At 47.2% G+C, this 19,712-nt stretch carries 22 protein-coding genes and 1 pseudogene; 19 read left to right on the plus strand and 4 right to left on the minus strand.

The annotated features are described in order from the left end of the window. The first annotated feature begins 233 nt into the window (after positions 1-233). The 7 genes and pseudogenes from ACUUHJ_RS06530 to ACUUHJ_RS06560 all read left to right on the plus strand — a co-directional run bounded on the left by ACUUHJ_RS06530 (position 234) and on the right by ACUUHJ_RS06560 (position 4,998). Positions 234-554 (plus strand): hypothetical protein, encoded by a 321-nt coding sequence (locus tag ACUUHJ_RS06530; protein WP_289676525.1) that lies wholly within the window; start codon positions 234-236, stop codon positions 552-554. Between the two features lie 107 nt (positions 555-661). Further along, positions 662-919: a hypothetical protein gene (locus tag ACUUHJ_RS06535; RefSeq protein WP_289676527.1), complete on the plus strand. Its 258-nt coding sequence runs from the start codon at positions 662-664 to the stop codon at positions 917-919. Between the two features lie 814 nt (positions 920-1,733). Beyond that, complete coding sequence (locus tag ACUUHJ_RS06540; RefSeq protein WP_472298488.1) at positions 1,734-1,922, plus strand: hypothetical protein; 189 nt, start codon at positions 1,734-1,736, stop codon at positions 1,920-1,922. Beyond that, a complete protein-coding gene (locus tag ACUUHJ_RS06545; protein WP_472298489.1) occupies positions 1,915-2,226 on the plus strand; it encodes a hypothetical protein in 312 nt (103 codons plus the stop codon). Before ACUUHJ_RS06540 ends, ACUUHJ_RS06545 begins: the two co-directional genes overlap by 8 nt. A gap of 452 nt (positions 2,227-2,678) precedes the next feature. After that, entirely contained in the window at positions 2,679-3,029 is a 351-nt protein-coding gene (locus tag ACUUHJ_RS06550) for a hypothetical protein (RefSeq protein WP_472298490.1), read from the plus strand. Continuing rightward, positions 2,939-3,440 (plus strand): annotated as a pseudogene (locus ACUUHJ_RS06555) (DNA cytosine methyltransferase); the annotation flags it as partial. The gene ACUUHJ_RS06550 and the pseudogene ACUUHJ_RS06555, both read left to right, overlap by 91 nt. A 136-nt stretch (positions 3,441-3,576) precedes the next feature. Then, complete coding sequence (locus ACUUHJ_RS06560; protein ID WP_289676532.1) at positions 3,577-4,998, plus strand: SpoVR family protein; 1,422 nt, start codon at positions 3,577-3,579, stop codon at positions 4,996-4,998. 195 nt (positions 4,999-5,193) lie between these two features. On the opposite strand, the gene ACUUHJ_RS06565 is transcribed toward ACUUHJ_RS06560, so the two are convergent. The 3 genes from ACUUHJ_RS06565 to ACUUHJ_RS06575 all read right to left on the minus strand — a co-directional run bounded on the left by ACUUHJ_RS06565 (position 5,194) and on the right by ACUUHJ_RS06575 (position 7,500). Next, positions 5,194-5,658 carry a hypothetical protein gene (locus ACUUHJ_RS06565; RefSeq protein WP_289676533.1) on the minus strand — a complete coding sequence of 155 codons (465 nt, stop codon included), beginning with the start codon at positions 5,656-5,658 and terminating at the stop codon, positions 5,194-5,196. Between the two features lie 344 nt (positions 5,659-6,002). Then, positions 6,003-6,770 carry an SDR family NAD(P)-dependent oxidoreductase gene (locus tag ACUUHJ_RS06570; RefSeq protein ID WP_289676535.1) on the minus strand — a complete coding sequence of 256 codons (768 nt, stop codon included), beginning with the start codon at positions 6,768-6,770 and terminating at the stop codon, positions 6,003-6,005. A 28-nt stretch (positions 6,771-6,798) separates the two neighbouring features. Beyond that, complete coding sequence (locus ACUUHJ_RS06575) at positions 6,799-7,500, minus strand: SDR family oxidoreductase (protein ID WP_289676536.1); 702 nt, start codon at positions 7,498-7,500, stop codon at positions 6,799-6,801. A 200-nt stretch (positions 7,501-7,700) separates the two neighbouring features. Here ACUUHJ_RS06575 and ACUUHJ_RS06580 point away from each other — a divergent pair, with 200 nt between their 5' ends. From ACUUHJ_RS06580 to ACUUHJ_RS06590, 3 genes are all read left to right on the plus strand, one after another. Next, positions 7,701-8,633 carry a 3-hydroxyacyl-CoA dehydrogenase family protein gene (locus tag ACUUHJ_RS06580; RefSeq protein ID WP_472298491.1) on the plus strand — a complete coding sequence of 311 codons (933 nt, stop codon included), beginning with the start codon at positions 7,701-7,703 and terminating at the stop codon, positions 8,631-8,633. 263 nt (positions 8,634-8,896) lie between these two features. Continuing rightward, complete coding sequence (locus tag ACUUHJ_RS06585) at positions 8,897-10,876, plus strand: methyl-accepting chemotaxis protein (protein WP_289676539.1); 1,980 nt, start codon at positions 8,897-8,899, stop codon at positions 10,874-10,876. A 149-nt stretch (positions 10,877-11,025) separates the two neighbouring features. Continuing rightward, complete coding sequence (locus ACUUHJ_RS06590) at positions 11,026-11,367, plus strand: GRAM domain-containing protein (RefSeq protein WP_289676541.1); 342 nt, start codon at positions 11,026-11,028, stop codon at positions 11,365-11,367. A 61-nt stretch (positions 11,368-11,428) separates the two neighbouring features. On the opposite strand, the gene ACUUHJ_RS06595 is transcribed toward ACUUHJ_RS06590, so the two are convergent. Then, positions 11,429-11,698, minus strand: coding sequence for a hypothetical protein (locus ACUUHJ_RS06595; protein ID WP_289676542.1), 270 nt, complete (start codon positions 11,696-11,698; stop codon positions 11,429-11,431). Between the two features lie 169 nt (positions 11,699-11,867). Between ACUUHJ_RS06595 and ACUUHJ_RS06600 the strand changes: the two genes are divergently transcribed. The 9 genes from ACUUHJ_RS06600 (at position 11,868) to ACUUHJ_RS06640 (ending at position 19,484) form a co-directional block, all read left to right on the plus strand. Continuing rightward, positions 11,868-12,089 carry a hypothetical protein gene (locus tag ACUUHJ_RS06600; protein WP_289676544.1) on the plus strand — a complete coding sequence of 74 codons (222 nt, stop codon included), beginning with the start codon at positions 11,868-11,870 and terminating at the stop codon, positions 12,087-12,089. A gap of 37 nt (positions 12,090-12,126) precedes the next feature. Continuing rightward, entirely contained in the window at positions 12,127-12,423 is a 297-nt protein-coding gene (locus ACUUHJ_RS06605) for a hypothetical protein (protein ID WP_007722285.1), read from the plus strand. A gap of 123 nt (positions 12,424-12,546) precedes the next feature. Continuing rightward, entirely contained in the window at positions 12,547-13,248 is a 702-nt protein-coding gene (locus ACUUHJ_RS06610; RefSeq protein ID WP_472298492.1) for a TerC family protein, read from the plus strand. A 2-nt stretch (positions 13,249-13,250) separates the two neighbouring features. Continuing rightward, the gene (locus ACUUHJ_RS06615; protein WP_472298493.1) at positions 13,251-14,123 is read left to right on the plus strand and encodes a LysR family transcriptional regulator; all 873 of its coding nucleotides are present in this window, start codon (positions 13,251-13,253) and stop codon (positions 14,121-14,123) included. Positions 14,124-14,305: 182 nt separating this feature from the next. Then, a complete protein-coding gene (locus tag ACUUHJ_RS06620; protein ID WP_472298494.1) occupies positions 14,306-15,373 on the plus strand; it encodes an AbrB family transcriptional regulator in 1,068 nt (355 codons plus the stop codon). Positions 15,374-15,574: 201 nt separating this feature from the next. Beyond that, a complete protein-coding gene (locus ACUUHJ_RS06625) occupies positions 15,575-16,609 on the plus strand; it encodes a Bug family tripartite tricarboxylate transporter substrate binding protein (RefSeq protein WP_289676552.1) in 1,035 nt (344 codons plus the stop codon). 81 nt (positions 16,610-16,690) lie between these two features. Further along, entirely contained in the window at positions 16,691-17,152 is a 462-nt protein-coding gene (locus ACUUHJ_RS06630) for a tripartite tricarboxylate transporter TctB family protein (protein WP_472298495.1), read from the plus strand. A gap of 12 nt (positions 17,153-17,164) precedes the next feature. After that, entirely contained in the window at positions 17,165-18,688 is a 1,524-nt protein-coding gene (locus ACUUHJ_RS06635) for a tripartite tricarboxylate transporter permease (RefSeq protein WP_012684914.1), read from the plus strand. 13 nt (positions 18,689-18,701) lie between these two features. Further along, complete coding sequence (locus ACUUHJ_RS06640; protein ID WP_472298496.1) at positions 18,702-19,484, plus strand: class I SAM-dependent methyltransferase; 783 nt, start codon at positions 18,702-18,704, stop codon at positions 19,482-19,484. Positions 19,485-19,712: the final 228 nt, after the last annotated feature.

Below are 19,712 nucleotides of genomic sequence, written 5' to 3' on the forward strand. Positions count from 1 at the left end.
TGACTATTAGACGTCCGAAAGGCTTCGAAGTTACCAAAAAATCAAAAAATGTTGGTATTACAGTCGGGCGTATTTATCTGTGGCAGTAAGGCAGAACTTTAGAGGCCTCGCTAAATACATGGCTTGAATTGGATATTTGCGGTCGGAGAGAGCGGTTGATTACTCGAAGGTCGGGAGTGGGTCGATTATCCTGTTTACAAAAGAGAAATTCAATTAATTAGGAGTGAATTTTGATGAAATGGAAAAATGTAAGTGATTCGAGAGTAACTCAGATATATCAGGTAGTGGGAGAGTATGACGTTTGGGCACATGTGTTCCTTCCGTTTACCAAGTTTAAGGTAAAGATCAAAGAAAGTAATAAAGGTGGGTTTTTTGGTCAGGTAAATGTTGCTTTTAAATCACGAGTTGACGGATCACCAGATTGGATCGCTGGTTTTGGAAATACTCCCGATGAAGCATTGGAAGATACAATTAATTGCTTTCTAAATAGTGTCTCAGAAAATGAAAGTCTGACTGAAAAAGACTTTGAGTGGGCTGATCCACATGACTTTTAACATAATATTTCGGGAGTACAAAAAAATAAGCCCCCAAACAGGGAGCCCTAATAATTTCTTTCGCCAAGAAAATTATATCACGGGCTACCGCGAGGGGGAATCTGGAAATGAGCGCACAGGTACAAGAACAACTGTCATTTCTGCAACCAGTGAATGAGACAGAAGTCAGAAAGGCCGTTGTGAAAGAACTGAAAGAGTATAAAGCCCTCCGTGTTGCTGTACAGAATAGGCAGGAACTAAGAGAGAAGGGCATAGGTCAACTGTTCCCAAGGCTACAGCCAACAGAGACAATAAACGAGCTGAAGGCCAAACAGATTGATCGAGCATTGAAATACTCGCTAGACGAGATCGAGCGTCGGCAATAAGGCAAATTGCTACGGCACTCGGCATGATCTGAGTGCCCTTTTTTGTGCGAAAAAGCCCAATAAAATCGCGATAAAATGCAGGATAAAACTCGGACTTTATCAGGGATAAAAGGCAGGACGATTTGAATTCGGATAGTCGGTAATCTTGAGTCAGTAGCAAGCGGCACCAGCTCTTGGGAGATACCACCTATCCCTTATCAATGGTGTACCTGAGCGAATCTATGGGTGATGACGAATGTGACCTTACGAGAGGGGGACATTCTGAGCCTGAACGCACCAGTTGCGACGAGCGTAGCAGGGAACCATGCAATTATTTTTCATTGTATGCATTACAGCGGTTTTCAAGTTTTAGGAACCCTTCTCGGAACTTTGGAAAATCGCGATTTACTCTGCTGGGATTTACCGGACAGGGGATTACATGCGAGACCTACGGCTTCGGCTTCTCGTCCCTTGTCCGGTATCTCTCATATTCGAATAAGCCGATCCTGTCTCAAGTGTACAGAATTACCTGCTGTACCGCCTCCTATAGCCTGTGACCGCAGTTAGGCGTAAGGATTGGCTCGCGCCGGATGCCCCTGCCGAAAGAGTGGGGCTTTTGATATAGACAAGCTCCTGCCATTACCTCAGAATGGAAGTATAGGGGGTGATATTTTGCCAGAAATTTATCTAGGAATTTTGATACCTGATATTGTCGTTAGTTCGAAAATTATTCTTCCAAGTATCGCAGGGGTTCTTGTCACAGTGATAGTAATAAGAAATAATTTAAATTAAGCACCCACGCGGTGCTTTTTTTCATGGAGGTGGGTGAAATGTAGTGCACCAGTTTGTTGACTCAGTGACAGGTGAAATTTACTATACGGAGGAAGTACTGCGCCGGTCGGACGAAATTGTAAAAGTATTTCGACCTGTAGGCCAGCTCAAAAGTCGTAAAGATCACAGCCAGCCAGAAGGCAAAGCGACGGCTCAGAAAGCTGTCACTTGCAGAGGCTGGTTTATTGCTTAAAATCGCACCCTATGCAAGCGAGGGAACTAACCTCCTGCAAGGCGACAATGAGCGTGGGCAAAAGGGGACGCCACTTACCGTCAAAGACCTTGCCAGCATTGCAGACTGTTCCTATCCAACAGCACGCAAGATCGTGAAGACATTCATTGAGCTGCACATCATGCGTCGAACTCATTTAGAAGGACAGTCAGCATTAGCAATCAATCCACTGTATTCTCTCAATGGGAAGACAGCAGAGGCGTGGCTCCTGCACCTATTCAGCCAGGAGATCACAGAGGCAGGGGAAGACCCAAATTTGGACTAGGGGGTCGCCAGAAGCTAACCGCCAGCCAAAGCATGAGGCTCTAAGCCTCAACCCCATTTTTTGCGGTGAAACAAAACATATACTTTTCCACTGGAATAGTAGTCGTTTGATTACACCTACAAAACATGGCACCAGCCCAACAAAATCAAGGCATCCAGCAATTTAAGGGCTGGCAATATTCTTTATTCTTACTTTATTGCCACGAAGGAGCTGAACAGCATGGATATACGGAAAATATCAGTCTCTAAAATTAATCTAGCCCCTTTTAATCCGCGAATAGATTTGCAACCGGGCGACATCGAATACGAGAAGCTTAAACGATCTTTTCAAGAGTTTGGATCCGTCGAGCCACTCATTTGGATTGAGCAAACAGGTAACTCGTATGCGGACACCAGCGTTTTAAAATTCTTGTAGAACAAGGAATTACTTAAATAGAGGTTTCTGTTGAGTCCTTGGATGAAATCCGAGAGAAGGCGCTCAATATCGCACTAAACAAGATCAGTGGTGCTTGGGATGAGGAAATTCTCGCCCAAGAAGTGCTGGTGGAGCTGCGAGATAGTGAACTGGATCAAGCTCTTACCGGCTTCGATGATAAAGAAGCAGCAGACCTCATTGCACAGTTCACTTTTAAAAGCGATGAAGACGCGGAGTTTACCAACGAGGTACTCGACTTGGATGATTTTGCTGAGAACAAATTCGATTGTCATTGCCCCCGAAGTACCCATTTCAAATGCCCATTCAAGAATTCAAGAATCTCCCGAATTCTCAGCTACCGGCAGAGCTCTTTGATCTGGACATCTTAGATGGTTCCCCCTCTATGCAGTGTGTTTTCTACATCTGGAAAGCGCGAGAAGAAATGGGGCAAGGAACATCATTTTAGAGAAGGTCAGGCAAAGCAGAAGCTTGATGATCTATTCTTCGATTTCTTGGACGTGGTTGAGAAGTTACGTCCGCGGGTAGTGGTCGCGGAGAACGTTAGGGGAATGATCATTGGATTAGCGAAAGGGTATGTGTCTTTGGTAGCTTCAGCAACAATGGGTGTGCCTCAGAAGAGAGAGCGCATCTTTTTTATTGCTCGGAGAGATGACTTGGAGCTTTCTGATCTGGCACTTGAATTCAAAGAACGACCGACTCTCTACAAGGAGATACGATCAGGAAGAGGAAGGCCGCTTGAACCAAATACCAGGACGTACAAGCGTTGGTTGAAAAGAAGATTTAATCAATTGACATAAATTCCCCATCAAAACGTGCCATATGAAGAACGACATCTTTTCTAAAAGGTGGCGTCTTTTGGCTGTTTCCCCCATATACATAATGTAGACCGACGGCAATAGGGGGAGGCGAAACGATTTGACCAACGACGAGCGCAAAGAACTGGAGCGATCCATTGACGAAATTACTGAGATCGCCAAAGGGTTCAATCTTGATTTTTACCCGATGCGATACGAGATATGCCCGTCTGACATCATTTATACATTTGGCGCGTATGGAATGCCCACACGATTTTCGCATTGGAGTTTTGGAAAGTCCTTTTACCGGATGAAACTGCAATATGACCTGAATCTGAGCAAAATCTACGAGCTTGTCATCAACTCCAATCCTTGTTACGCGTTTCTTTTGGACGGCAATTCCTTGATCCAAAATAAGCTCATTGTGGCTCACGTCCTTGCTCACTGCGACTTTTTCAAAAACAATGTGCGCTTCTCCAACACGAATCGGGATATGGTCGAAAGCATGGCGGCCAGCGGAGAGCGGATTCGCCAGTATGAGATCGAGTATGGCAAGGAAGCTGTGGAGAATTTGCTTGACGCGAGCTTGGCGATTCAGGAGCACATCGATCCAAGCTTGCTGCGTCCGAAGCTGCGTTGGAAACGAGAGCCAGAGGAAGCGAACAAAAAGACGAAAAACGAACGGCACTCCCCTTATGACGATCTCTGGGGATTGGACCGTAAAGCAAAAGAGGAAGCCGAGCCGGTAAAAGCACCACGAAAATTCCCGCCTGAGCCGGAAAAAGACCTGTTGCTGTTCATTATGGAATACAGCAATATCCTAGACGATTGGCAGCGGGATGTGCTGACGATCATCCGGGATGAGATGCTGTATTTCTGGCCGCAGATGGAAACGAAGATCATGAACGAAGGCTGGGCCACCTACTGGCATATGCGCATCCTGAGGGAAATGGAGCTGACAGAATCGGAGACGATCGAGTTTGCCAAGCTGCATTCCTCCGTCATTCAGCCTTCGACGACGAGCATCAATCCGTATCATTTGGGTCTGAAAATTTTGGAGGACATTGAAAAGCGCTGGGATAATCCTACGAAGGAGGAGCAGGAGCGTTTCGGACGCAAGCCAGGTGAGGGACGCGCGAAAATTTTCGAGGTGCGCGAGCTGGAGTCCGACATCAGCTTCATTCGCAACTTCCTGACCAAGGACCTCGTCAGTGATCTGGATTTGTATATGTTCGGCAAGCAGGGCAACGATTGGGTCGTAGCGGAAAAGCAGTGGGAGAAGGTACGCGATGGTCTTGCGGGCACACGGGTTAACGGGGGATTCCCTTATGTACTCGTACACGATGGGGATTACTTACGCTCCGGCGAGATGTACCTGAAGCATCATTTCGAGGGGCTGGAGCTGGATGTCAAATACGTAGAAAAAACATTGCCTTACATCTATGATTTGTGGGGAAAATCCATCCACCTTGAATCGATGGTGGAGGATCGACAAGTGTTGTTTACGTACGATGGCAAGAAGGTACATCGCCGCTTTTTATAGGGGGAAAAAGGCCGCGTGCCGGGTGGAAGCTGACCGAGCGTGCGGCCTTTTCTACGTGTCCGAACGAGGACAACTGATCCGTCATTTCAATGTGATTGCTGATCCCGCCGTCCATGGGGATGCTCGTCCCGTTGATGGAAGAGAGCTGGAAAAAAACTCGCAAAGAAGCGAGCGCGTCCGTGTTTTTGAAGAGTTTCAAGGTAAACTGCTAGTTTTTTTCTCAAGCTCCATCGCTTCTTCCAAAAAGGCTTGCCTTGCTTCTTTTACTAGGAAAACAATCAGGATGAAAACAAAGATGTAGGCAAAGTCGAGAAACCAGATAAGCCCCAAGGGATGAGAAAGCATGGCCCCTAGCATAGGTGACATCAACCCGCCCATAACTCCAGCCATTACTCCTTCAATAGAAGCGGTAAGAGAGACCAATTTCCCTGAGATAAACCCAACCATCATACCAATTGCGACAGCAATGATCGTCGCAGATTGTAAATCGCTCACCAGATATACTTGAATGTTCAACCCCAAGGAAATACTAGACATAGCACCTGACACCATAGCGATGATCATGCCATCCATACAGGCAAGCTCGGACCGATTTTTATAGGTATAAAGGATACTGCTAACCGTCACCAAACTGAGAAAAATCATGTTTAGGAATAGCATATCATCCTCCTAGTTCGCTGCTATTTTCCTTCTTCGCCTGCATCCACACCTGCAAAAGATATTACATCTACTACCTCGACAAAGACATCTGTTAGCCACTTAGACCACCTCCTGCAATAACATATGAGGTGGTCAAAGAAAGTTGCTTGACTTTGGATCGGTGTTTTCACTAATTATTCGAAAATGGGTTGATTGTTTATGGGAATCAATAGAAAGGTTTTAGTAGTCATCACAGTTGCGGTGGCTTTTTGGATGATTTATTTGGACTATAAGGGGAGAGGAAAGAAAGACCGCACGACCGGTGGAAACTGACCGAGCGTGCGGCTTTTTCTGTGTGTAACGAACTAGGACAACTGATCCGTAATTCCAATGTGACTGCTGATTCCGCCGTCCATGGTGATGCTCGCTCCGTTGATGTATCCGCTATGCGGTCCAACTAGATGATCAATCATCTGGGCGATTTCCACCGGTTGAGCTACGCGTTTGACCGGGCTTTTGGCGATGACGCGATTCATGTAATCCGAAATATCCTCCGGACGTACGCCCATCGCGGTATCCACATATCCGGGACAGATGGCATTGCAAGTAATCCCGTGCTCACCCCACTCCGCAGCAATTGTTTTCGTATAGCCGATCATGCCGTGCTTGGAAGCGACGTAGGTGGACGAATGTGCTGAGCCGAGCAAGCCCTGAATAGAAGCGATGTTGACGATCCGCCCGTAGTTCCTTTCTTTCATCTTGGGCAACAGGTTTCTGCAAAATAGGAAAACACTCTTCAAGTTGGTATTCATGATCCAATCCCACTCTTCATCAGAGACTTCGTCGACTCGGTGGAATGGACCGCCAACTCCGGCGTTGTTGACCAAGATGGTGATATCTCCGAAATGCGATTCTACTAGCTGGATGGCTTCTTCTACTTGCGCTCGTTGACCGACATCACAGCGAATGGACAAGGCTAGACCGCCTGCCTGATTGATTTCTTGGGCGACTAACTGAGCCTTTTCTTCATGTAAATCAAGAACAGCGACACGTACCCCATGTTGAGCCAAAAGCTTTGCGGCTGCTGCTCCGATTCCATTGCCTGCTCCTGTGATGATTGCTACTTGCTGCATTTGTAAACTCTCCTTATTCATCTGTCATTTAGAGGACGCCTTTAGGCGGAAGGATTTTGACTTCATCGATTCGAACGTGGAGGGGACGGGAAGCGATATCTAACACGGTATCTGCCACATCTTTTGGTACGAGCATCGCACTCAGATCAAAAAAATGTCGGTCCTCCGTCATATTTGTATGAACAGCGCCGGGAAAAATGGTGGAGACTCTTACGTTGTCATCTTTCCATTCTTCATTGCAAATTTGGGAAAAGCCTTGAACGGCAAATTTCGAAGCACCATAAACGCCGTTTTCCGCAATGGGAATATACCCTGAGACACTAGAGATATTGATGATACGGCCTCCGTGAGCTTTCATTACCTTGTATCCTTCGCGGCTGCAAAGAAAGAGTCCGGTTACATTGGTGCGAAAAACATTCTCCCATTCCTCTAAGCTTGTTTGTTCAACAGGCTTAAACACGCCGACGCCTGCATTGTTCACGAGGACATCTAGACGTCCGTATAACCTTTGTACTTGCGCAAATAAGGCAAAGACACTTTGCTCGTCAGTCACATCTAGCTGTACATTCGTCACACTTCCCGGTTCAGCATGTGCAATTTCGTTCGGATGAGGCGCGGTTCGAGAGGTTGCCCAAACGATCGCTCCTTCTTTTGCCAGAACATTTGCCATCTCAAGGCCCAATCCCCGACTGGCTCCTGTGATGACCACGACTTTATTCAATAGTTTCATGCGTACCTCCGTATATGAAACGTTCATTCTAATAGCTGGTTTTAGGAAACGATTTTTAATGGTACAAAACTTTGACTCTACCAACAAGCGTCATAGGAATGAATTTCGGTAAAAGGAGTAGGAATTTGTGGGCAGGAACTAGGTATTTCATCGTGGAAAGCTTTGCTAGTAAACCGAATTCACCCTAGGAGGATCTTTCTATGGAAAAGCATGCGGCTGTTATCGGATCAGGTGTTATGGGACATGGAATCGCGCAGTTATTCGCATTGGCTGGATTTCGTGTTTCTCTTTACGACTTGCAGGAAGAGTTTTTGCTGAAAGCGAGAGCTAGCATCGAGAACAGCCTTTCCCTTCTGGTTGCAGAGGGAGTGATTGCAGACCAGTCTAGAGTAGCGGCGCTCGAGCATATCGTCCTGACCACGGATTTGCAAGCGGCAGTATCTGAAGCTGAAATCATCACAGAAGCAATCCCAGAAGTCATCGAGCTAAAGTGGGAGCTGTTTGAAAAGCTGGAGCATTACGCGAAGCCAGATGCGATTATTGCTTCCAATACGTCTACGTTTTCGATTGCGCGACTGATTGAAAAAGCTATCACGCCCCAACGCTTTATCATTACACATTTTTTCAATCCAGCCCAATTGGTTCCGTTGGTCGAGGTAGTCAAGCATGAGAAGACTGCGCTAGAAGTAATTCAAAAAACCATGCAGCTGATGGAAGAGATCGGAAAGTGCCCTGTTCTGTTGAAAAAGGATGTACCGGGCTTTATCGCCAATCGGCTACAAACAGCCTTGATGAGAGAAGCTTTTCATTTGCTTGCAGAAGGTGTTGCAGATGCAGCCCAGATCGATACGGTGATGAAGAACGGAATTGGCTTTCGTTGGGCTTTTGTCGGGCCTATTGAGACGGCGGATTTTGGTGGACTCGATACGTGGAAGCGCGTGATGGATAACCTGGTGCCAGAGCTGAATGGATCGACAAAAGCACCTCCTATCATGGAGGAGCGGGTAGCAGAAGGCAATCTCGGCACCAAGACCGGAGCAGGTATTTACTCGTATACGGATACGGCTGTTTCAGAAAAGCTGCGTGTGCGTGACGAACAGTTTATTCGCTTGGGGAAAATGAAGCGCGGTTGAAGTGACTTACAAATTCGCTCAACAAATCGTGGCAACTGTTGCAGCTTGCATCGATCCCATACCGACCGTCCTGTCTATCATTCATAAGCAGGGCGGTTTTTCTATGGCCGCACGGGCGGTATAATCCCCACTTTTTTATACCTATTACAGCTCGATATATTTTTTGCTTAATTAACACTCCTTCGTTACCGATATAAAAAAATTAGGACTTCACCAACAGGAAACGTTTTTCGAAATACCCCTTAGAAAGAAGATGAAATGAAGTGAAAGTTAACCTCAGGAATTGGCTTCGAAGCTATCGAACCAAACTCATCATCACATTTCTCTTGATTCTGTTAGTCCCTTCCCTTGTCGTTGGAAGCCTGGCTTACAATCAAGCGAGACAAGAAATTGAAAAACAGATCATGGACAGCGCCGACGAAAACGTCGATTTGGTCAACTCCATCGTAAGCAGTACGTTTGAGGACAAAAAGAAGGATGCTGACTATTTGGCAAAAGATATCACACCTGGCGTGAAATCAGCTGATGTTCAAGAAGAAATCATGCACCATTTGGATATGTATATGGGTATGCATGCGGATGTGTCCAGTATCAGTTTGGGAACGGTTGATGGCCAGTATTTCCGCGCTCCCAAGCAAGAAGTACAGGCAGGGTTTGATCCGCGGACGAGAGACTGGTACAAGCGAGCGATGGAGAACAAGGGGACGGTCGTCGTTACGGAGCCATATATTTCGGCGGTATCAGGTGAGGTTGTAGTAGCGGTAGCAAGAACGACAGAGGATGGCGCTGGGGTTATCTGCATTACAGTTGGGATTGAACAGATCAAACAACTGGCAAACTCAGTCAGCATCGGTTCGGATGGAGATGTCATCGTAGTGGACAGCAATAAGAAGTATGTAGTCCACCCGGAAAATCAGGCAGGAACAGTGGCACAAGAGAGTTTTTACGACAACTTGTTCCAAGGAGAAACAGGTCAATTCAATTACGAGGAGCAAAGCATCCCGAAAAAGATTTTATATGTGACGAATCCGGCTATTGGTTGGAAAATCGCCGGTTCGATGCACCTGTCAGAGGTTGAGGAGGCTGCACAGCCGATTTTCGCGCAAACGTTTTGGACGATCGCGATCTGCTTGGTGTTGGGAGGACTCATTGTAGCAGCTGTTCTGCGTTCCCTTCTCCAGTCCATCCAGGAAGTGAAGGTACATGCCGTCAGAGTGAGCCAAGGGAATTTGACTGACCCGATTCAAGTACGGTCAACCGATGAAATCGGTGAGCTCGGCCATGCGTTTAATACGATGCAGGATAACCTGCGGGCGCTCATTTCAGATGTCGAGACTAGAGCGGAGCAAGTAGCAGCGTCTTCGGAGCAATTGACTGCGAGTGCGCAGCAGACGAGCATTGCAACCGAGCATGTAACGACTGCGGTTCAAGAGGTAGCTGGCAGCGCGGAACAACAAACGAGCGGAATCGACCAAAATGTTCGCTCATTGCAAGAGATTGCGGAAGGGGTCACACGGATTGTAGAGAGTGTCAATGTGTTGTCGGATACGGCTCAGCAAACGACGGTTCAGGCAGAAGAAGGGGGCAACTTTGTCGCTCAGGTCATGAGTCAAATGAAGTCGATTCACGAATCCGTAGAACAGTCGGATCGCATGACCAAATCGCTCTATGACCGTTCGAAAGAAATCGGCACGATCTCGGATGTCATCAGCGGGATTGCCCAGCAGACGAATTTGCTGGCATTGAATGCAGCGATTGAAGCGGCGCGGGCTGGTGAGCATGGCAAAGGCTTTGCGGTTGTAGCTACAGAGGTGCGACTGTTGGCTGAGCAATCACAAATGTCGGCTAAGCAAATTTCTGAATTGATCACAGAGATTCAACGGGAAACCAAGCAATCCGTCGACAACATGGAAACAGTCAGACTGGATGTTGAAGCAGGCTTGGAAGTTTCGGAGGAGACGATTCACAAGTTTGAAGGCATTATGGAAAGCACCAGACTGACCAATCCACATATCGATGAGGTTTCCATGATCGCACAGCAAATCTTGGCTGCTGTTCAGGAAGTAACCGCGACAGCCAATGTGCTCGTCACCATCGCGAAAAGCAATGCCGAAACAGCCGAGGAAGTAGCAGCCTCTACAGAGGAGCAACTCGCCTCCATGCAAGAGATCTCATCCTCCGCTCAATCCTTGTCGTCATTGGCGGAAGAGCTGAAAGTAATGCTCAATAAGTTTACCTACTAGCATACGAGCAGGGCGCTTTGAAGCACAACAGATCGTTGACAGAATCTGTTGTGCTTCATTTGTACATACGAGTTCCTAATTATGGTAATATGAATTGCCTACCAATTCGAGAAAAAATGGAATCGTATGTCGGAGGGGAAAAGTAAGCAATGGAACTCAGGCGAAACGAATCGATTGTGAAAGAGAATATAGCCGTCAGCCTATTCAGAGGGATCGAAGTAGTAAGTGGGAGGTTAACGATTACGAGTGATAGACTCTATTTTCAACCACACAGTCTCCATATTCAAACACAACCTCTCGAATTAGACTTGAAAGATATTGCGGCAGTTGAAAAATGGAATACGCTGTTCATGATCCCAAACGGAATGAAAATAAAGATGCATAACGGACAAGACCATACATTTTTGGGATGGAAACGAGCGGAGATCATGGGCAGTATTCAGGATACAAAAAAGGAGCAAAAAATGACGGTGATTATTAAGACGAGGTAGTGATCCGTTCAATGAAAATCGCCCTGCCACAAGCAATACTGAGCAGGGCGCTTCCCACATTTTACAAATTCCTTGCAATGTGTGGTTTGCTATAATGACTGGTACCCCCACCGCCAACCAATACTCTTCCACCTTGTCTGAAGATGAGCAATTTCCTGGATCCATCTGAGAGTAGTACAGTGACTTTTGCCCGATTCGCTTTTGCAATATAAATAACGTAACCACTTCTGGAGATTACCGTACGCCAGTTGCGGTCGAATTCAGAGCGCAGAACCCGATTGGAATACACTTGGTTTTCCACGCGATTCGCGGTGATTCTTTTGTTTTTCATCGAGTCTCAACACCTCCTGTCAATCTATCCTATTCATGGGAGAGAAAAAGGCGTGGACAAGACTAGTAGGCAATTTTACTATTTTCGTTGCAACAAAGCAGGAAGCGGTCTATGATAACACCAAGGACTGTATTCATCGTAGTAAGCAGTAAAAAAGGAGTGAAAGACAATGGCAAAAAGCGCAGCACGCAAGCAGCGGGAAAAACTGGCTCGTGAAGGAAAAAGAAACCCAGAGCTCAACAGAAGCATCTTTGCATTCGCTGACATGAGACAACGGACGACGAAGACGAGAGCAGAAAAACTGAATCAACAGAAGCACAAAAGGTCGTTGTCCTTCCAAAGTGATGATGGCCTTTTTTATTTGCGTGCGAAGCCTGCTGCAATCGTTTAACATAAAATCATCCCGTACCAAAGTGAGGCATGACAGCATGAATAATACCATTCATCCCGAATGCGCGAGAGCCATTCAGCATCTCCTCCAACTGAAGGACCCAAAACGCGAAGACTTTTTGGCGTTGAAAACGTACGGAAATGATCGCTATTCAGCAATGGGGTGGGAGGAGCTACAGACGTACATCAACGAAAAGACCGTCATCATTGTCGAGCAGTTTGAAAATGAACAAAATATTATGTCCGCCCTGCGTTGGGTAGCGAGAGGATTGCCGGTTTGGCTAGCGATTCGAAAAGTGCGGGCGGATTATTCTGTGTATGGATACAAGAAGTAGCCTGTCTTCGAATGACAGGTTTTTTCTATTCCAAAAAAATATATGCAAATAATAGAAATAATACTGCACGAATGAAAAGATAGGTCTATTATTGTCAGTATCAGAAATTTTGGAGGAGACATCATGACAGAATACTTACTTAGCTTACTTCAAATTATTATGATCAACCTGGTCTTGAGCGGAGACAATGCAGTCGTGATTGCTCTTGCCTGTCGCAACCTGAGTCCAGAGCTGCAGAAGAAAGCTACTTTTTGGGGGAGCTTCGGTGCAATCGGACTTCGGATCATCCTGACCTTCATTGCTATCTGGCTGTTGAAAATTCCGTTTGTCCAAGTCGTCGGAGGGCTTTTGCTCATCTGGATTGCGGTCAAGCTGTTAAAAGGTGAAGATGAGGACAGTCACATTGGTGGGGGAGCGAGTTTTGTCGAGGCACTCAAAACCATTATTTTTGCCGATTTGATTATGAGCCTGGACAATGTAATCGCCGTAGCTGGAGCAGCGAACGGAAACCTGGTTTTGGTCATCATCGGTCTTACTATCAGCATTCCGCTCATCATTTGGGGAAGTCAACTTCTGATGAAGCTGATGAACCGCTTTCCGATTATCGTATTATTGGGGGCGGCTCTGCTCGGATATACAGCAGGAGAAATGATTGTAGGAGACAAAGCAGTTGGCAGCTTCCTGGAGGGGGTAATGCCTTCGCTGCATATGATTTTGCCAGTAGCATTGGCAATTCTGGTTATTGTGATTGGAAACTATTTGAAAAGGAAGGAGAAAAATGTGATAAATAAAGAAGTGACAAATAACCAAGCGGAGACACTATAGCTATGGAATATCGCGATTGGTACATTCTCCAAACCTTGTACCAGGAACAAAACATTACAAAAACAGCTGAAAGCTTGTATTTGTCCCAGCCTGCGCTGACGAAAAGACTACGGCAGATTGAAAAAGAATTTGGCGTACAGATCGTGCAACGGGGGAGTAGAGGCGTTCATTTCACTCCTCAAGGCGAGTACTTGGCCAAATGTGCGGATGAAATGCTCCTCAGACTGCGCAATATCAAGGAGCATGTCTTGAACATGGGCGGCGAGGTCAATGGTACGCTCCGGCTGGGGGTTTCCAACTATTTTGCACGGTACAAGCTCCCGATGATCTTGAAAAAGTTCAAGGAAGCCTATCCAAACGTCGAGTACAAGGTAATGACCGGATGGAGCAAAGACGTCTACAAGTCCGTGTATAATCAGGACGTGCACGTAGGCTTCGTCCGGGGAAGCTACAACTGGTCCGACCAAAAGCACTTATTGTTCGAGGAATCGGTCTATGTCGTTTCCACGGAACCCATTCAGATCGACGACCTGCCCACTCTGCCGCGAATCGACTATGAGACGGATCCCATGCTGCTGGCATTAGTGGACAGCTGGTGGACGGAACGATTTTCCCAACCACCGTTGATCGGCATGGAGGTCGACAAGGCGGATACATGCAGTGAAATGGTAGCAAATGGTTTGGGGTACGCCATCCTTCCACGAGGCGTGCTGAATGGCAAAGATGATCTGCACATGACTGAGCTGACCACAGCTGAGGGAGAGCCGATCAAGCGAAGTACCTGGATGTTTTATCATGCCGACTCGATGGAATTGCAAATGGTCAAGGCATTTGTGGGCTTCATAGAGCAGGGTGAGATTGCATTCATCGATTAAGCAAGGAAAAAGGAACTGCTGCGAATTCCCTGAAGGGGAGCCAGCAGTTTTTTATTATTCACACAAGGAATCGCTAACGATAACCATTTTGTATTTTTTCTGCGAGAACAATTGATTTACACTAGGTGTACCCCCACCCTAGAAGCTTCATACAACGTCGGATAGTAGGAGAGGGAACGCTTATGCTGCTACGCATTCTGTTTACATTGCTGCTCGGATCATTGGGAGGCTTGCTGTTTGCTACCATTCACAGCCCACTTCCTTGGCTACTCGGAGCGCTAGTTACGACAGTTATCTGTAATATGCTTGGGGTCAAAAATCTTTGGATTCCCCGCTGGTTTCGTCAAGCAGGATTGACAGTGATCGGGATTACCCTTGGTCTGCGAATGACATCTGAAATCGTCGATACGATGACGGGGCACGTGGGTTTGATGCTCATCGCCACGATTTTGACCATCTTGATCAGTTTGGTGAACGCTTGGATCTTTTACAAGATTTGCAGAGTAGACGGGATAACGGCGATATTCAGCAATATTCCCGGTGGATTATCGGAAATGGTGTCGGTGGGGCAAATGGCGGGAGGAAATCAACAAGTCATTACGATTTTCCACTCGATCCGTGCGATCAGCGTCGTGCTTTGTACCCCTTATCTCGTGGCATTTCTACCTACGCATGCTGCCGTACAGACGGCTACGACAGAACACATGCTGGGGATTGGGCAGACAGTCATGATTCTTGTGGCTGGTCTCATTGGAGCGTTGATTGCGTCACGCTGTTATATACCCGCTCCGTTCTTGCTAGGTGCCTTGCTCGTGACCGCTTTGATTTCGATGAATACATCACTTGTGGGAGAGAGTCCTGCGTTGCCAAGCATCTTGGTCCAAGGGGCCCAAATATTCATCGGGGTCAGCAGCGGTCTTGGCTTCAAACGAGAGGACATCGTGAAAAACCGCCGATTCTTTCTGTTTGGTCTCATGCATTCCTTGTTCTTGTTCGTCATGGTAATTGTGCTTGCCATCGGCATTTCTTACGTCACTGCAACTGATATCGTGACAGCGATTCTGGCTACGGTGCCAGGTGGACTTGCCGAAATGAGCTTAACTGCCTTGGCGACAGGAGCCGATCCGCTCCTAGTGACGGCGTTTCATTTGTTTCGCTTGGTCCTTGTCCTTACACTGTTTTCCTTCGGCGCACGTGCATGGACCAACTACCACAGCAGGATCAAACAGCCAAAGGAGACCAGCGCCTGACGTAGTTTTACAGTCAAATATATGGCAAGACCTGCACGTTCCCAGATCGGAACGGCAGGTCTTTTTGGCGTGAAAAGAATGAAAATAATCGGAAATATGGTGTTTATCCAAATTATCTGAATAAACTAGGAAGCGTTTTCATCGAATGCTATGATCTCCTTACCATAATTGAAAACGCTATCAACAGAGGGGGTCATAAAGATGAAAAAATCAAACAAATGGACAAAGTGGAGCGGAGTACTCCTCACTACGGCAATGGCACTTAGCCTCGCAGCCTGTGGAGGCGGCGGTGGGCAGACAGCATCCTCTGGAGGAGCTTCTACCTACCCGGAAAAACCTATCTCCGTTATCGCACCATCGGGCGCAGGCGGAGGCTTGGATAAAACAGCGCGCTCCCTCGCAAAGGTGATGTCAGCAACGAAGCTGGTAGACAAGACGATTTCGGTCGAAAACAAACCAGGTGGCGGACAGGCAGTAGGCTTGGCTGATTTTGTGACGCAGGACAAGAAAAACAACTACAAGCTCCTGCTTCCCTCTACACCAATCGTCATCAACAATGTGAAAAAAGAAGGAAACAGCCCGCATTCCTACAAGGATATGACTCCGTTGGCACAATTGACGAAAGATTACGGCGCGATCGTCGTAGCAGCCGATTCTCCATACAAGGATCTGAAATCGTTAATGGATGCCATCAAAGCTGATCCAACCAAAGTAACGGTTGCAGGCGGCTCTGCTCCTGGCTCGCTTGATCACTTGACCTTCTTGATGCCAGCTGTCAAAGCGGGAATTGATCCGAAATCCGTGAAATACATCTCCTACGATGGCGGCGGAGAAGCGATCGCCTCTCTCTTGGGTGGCAATGCTGACGTACTGGCAACAGATGTATCCGGTTCGGGTGAATACTTGAAATCCGGCAAGGTCAGAATCCTGGGTGTTTCTTCCCCTGAGCGCTTGAAAGGAATGTTCAAGGATATCCCGACGTACAAAGAATCCGGTTATGACACGGAGCTGATCAACTGGCGCGGTGTATTTGGGCCAAAAGATATGACGCCAGATGCTGTTGCTTATTGGGAGCAAAAATTGAAAGCGATGACAGAGACTCCTGAGTGGAAAGCAGAGCTGGAAGCAAACGGCTGGGACGATGGCTACAAAAACGGTGCAGACTTCAAGAGCTACCTGGGTGAGCAAGAAAAAATGTTCAAGGAAATCCTGGGCTTGCTCGGAATGGCGAAATAAAAAGGGTTGCTGGGGGATGGAGAAGGAGCGATTCTTCTCCTCCTTCATTCTGGATTCTGGTACGAACAGGAGGGAACATACGTGAGCAGAACATTTGACCGCTTCGCCAGTCTGATTTTTCTCGTGTTGGGCGTAGCCTTTGTAGTCGGGAGCCAAAACATCTCGGCGAGTGCTTACGGCAGCCATGTAGGGCCAAACATTTTTCCGATGGGACTCGGAAGTCTTCTGATCCTGCTCAGCCTGCGATTATTTTATGAGACATTTACATACAAGCAAGAGGGCAAGAAAGAGAAGGAAAAGCTCGATTACAAACGGTTCCTCATCATTCTGGTCGGGGCATTATTGTACGTATTGCTTTTAGAGGAAATCGGCTACGTGATCAGTACCTTCCTGTTCCTTTTCGTTGGGTTCCAGACAATGCAGAAAGGGAAGTGGCTCAACAGCGTAATCATTTCCGGTGCGTTTTCGTTCGGTGTCTACTTGTTGTACGTGGAAGTTCTCGATGGCACATTGCCCGGTTTACCAACATGGTTAGGCTTGTAGGAGGTGGATGAAATGAGTGCATTTGATTATTTGCTGAACGGATTTGCCACTGCCCTGCAATGGCAAAATATCATTTTTGCATTTGTGGGTGTCTTGATCGGGACGGTAGTTGGAGTATTGCCAGGGATTGGGCCAATCAGCGGTGTAGCCTTATTGATTCCGGTGACAGCCTCGTTGACGAGTGGACTGCCACCAGAAGCAGCGGCTACCAGCGCCATTATTTTGTTAGCAGGGGTTTACTACGGGGCGATGTATGGCGGCTCTACCACCTCGATTTTGTTGAATACACCGGGTGAATCATCTTCTGTCGTTACCGTACTGGACGGATACCCGATGGCAAAGCAGGGAAGAGCCGGAGTTGCTCTCTCCATCGCTGCGATTGGTTCATTTTTTGCAGGACTTGTCTCGCTTATCGGTTTGGTATTTTTGGCAGAGCCACTCTCTGAAGTAGCGCTCAAGCTCAGTCCGGCAGATGAATTTTCGCTAATGATCTTGGGGTTATGTGCACTGAGCGGGCTGGCAGGCAAGTCCGTGACCAAAGCATTGATGATGACGGTTTTTGGCTTATTGATCGCGACGATTGGGCTGGACAATGTATCCGGCGTGGCGCGTTTTACCTTTGATATGCCCGAGCTTTATTCCGGTTTGGAGTTTTTGACGATCGCCGTAGGGGTATTTGCGCTTGGCGAAGTGTTCAAGACGATCCTCGAGCGCGATGTGAATGAGGGAGAGATCGCCAAAATTTCCCGAATCATACCGACCAAGGAAGACTTGAAGGAAAGTGCTGGACCGATTCTCCGTGGATCACTGGTTGGATTCTTTAAAGGAATTGTTCCTGGTTCTGGTGCAACACTGGCATCCTTCCTCGCTTATTTGCTGGAAAAGAAAATCAGTAAAACGCCTGAAAAATTCGGCAAAGGAGCGATTGCCGGGGTAGCGGCTCCAGAGTCGGCAAACAACGCAGCATCTGGCGGGGCGATGATTCCACTTTTGACCTTGGGGATTCCGGGGACAGGGACGACAGCGGTATTGATGGGCGCACTGATTATGTACAATGTGCAGCCAGGTCCGCTCTTATTTGAGGATCATCCGACCATTGCTTGGGGCTTGATCGCTAGTATGTTCATCGGAAACGTGATGCTCTTGATCCTCAATATGCCGCTCGTAAAGGTGTTTGCGAAGCTGATTGAGACACCGCCGAAATATTTGATCCCGATGATCGTTGCGATTTCGGTGTTTGGTGTATACGCTGTCCGTGTCTCTGTTTTTGATCTGGTCTTGTTGCTGCTCTGCGGACTCGTGGGTTACTTTTTGGCGAAAAACGATTTTCCAATGGCTCCACTCGTTCTTGGCTTGGTCTTGGGTCCAATGATTGAAAACAATTTACGACGAGCGCTGACGACGTCCAATGGTGATTTTTCTATCTTTATTGAAAAGCCAGTATCGCTGGTGTTCCTCATCATTGCGGTTCTCTGGATCACCGTTCCCTTGATCATGAAAATGAGAGGGAAGAAAGTTATCGTGAACGAAGAATAGGGGGGCGATTCTCATGCGCGATGACAAAAGGATCAAAGAGGAAGTCAAACAGCAGTTCGGCGCGAATGCTGAAAAGTATGTGAATAGCCAGACGCATGCTACGGGAGAGGATCTCGCTCTCCTCACGCCATGGCTGAATCCATCGCCGGAATGGGTGTTTCTCGATGTGGCAACGGGCGGCGGTTATCTTACCAAGGCAATCGCTCCACATGTCGGTCACGTCTTTGCGACTGATTTGACACAGCCGATGCTTGCAGCGGCGCGAAACCATCTGAAATCTCACACAAGCAATGTCTTTTATGTGGTTGCGGATGCGGAGGCACTTCCGTTTTTGAGTGAATCCTTTGATGCAGTCGGGTGCAGAATCGCGGCTCATCACTTCCCGAACCCGGAATCGTTTGTAAAAGAAGTGGCGCGTGTTCTGAAACCGGGTGGAAAATTCGTGCTGATCGACAATATCGCAGCAGAGGATGAAAAGCTCGACCGATTTGTGAATACGCTGGAGAAACTTCGGGATCACAGTCATGTACGAAGCTACTCACGCTCCGAATGGGTAACGTGGATCGAGCAAGAGGGGCTGGTGGAGAGTCATTCGCGCATCCGTAAAAAGACGTTCCCATATGCGACTTGGGTCAGACGTACGACTGAGACTGAGGAGCAAGTTGAGCAAGTAACCGCGCATATCACAAGTGCTGACGATGAAACCAAAGCCTACTTCGCGGTTGAAAAAGTTGGAGAGCAAGTCGTTTCCATCCAAGTTGATGAGTGGATGGCATTGTTTGAGAAACCAGAATGATAAGGACGATGCTTCTAAGCTAGTCCCCGCTTACAATTAAGCGGGGGCTTGTTCTTTTTTGTATGGGTACCTAAGTAACGATTCGTAATGAGAAGGGGGCTTTCGCGACGGTTTTTGGCATGATTTTTTTAGGATTTCTTGCTCTGTATTTACTATTCGTTTGAATTCGGTCAATATAGAGTACAAATAGTCTATATGAAGGAAAATATGCTACTATAACCACAGGAG

The organism is Brevibacillus schisleri (assembly GCF_055685845.1).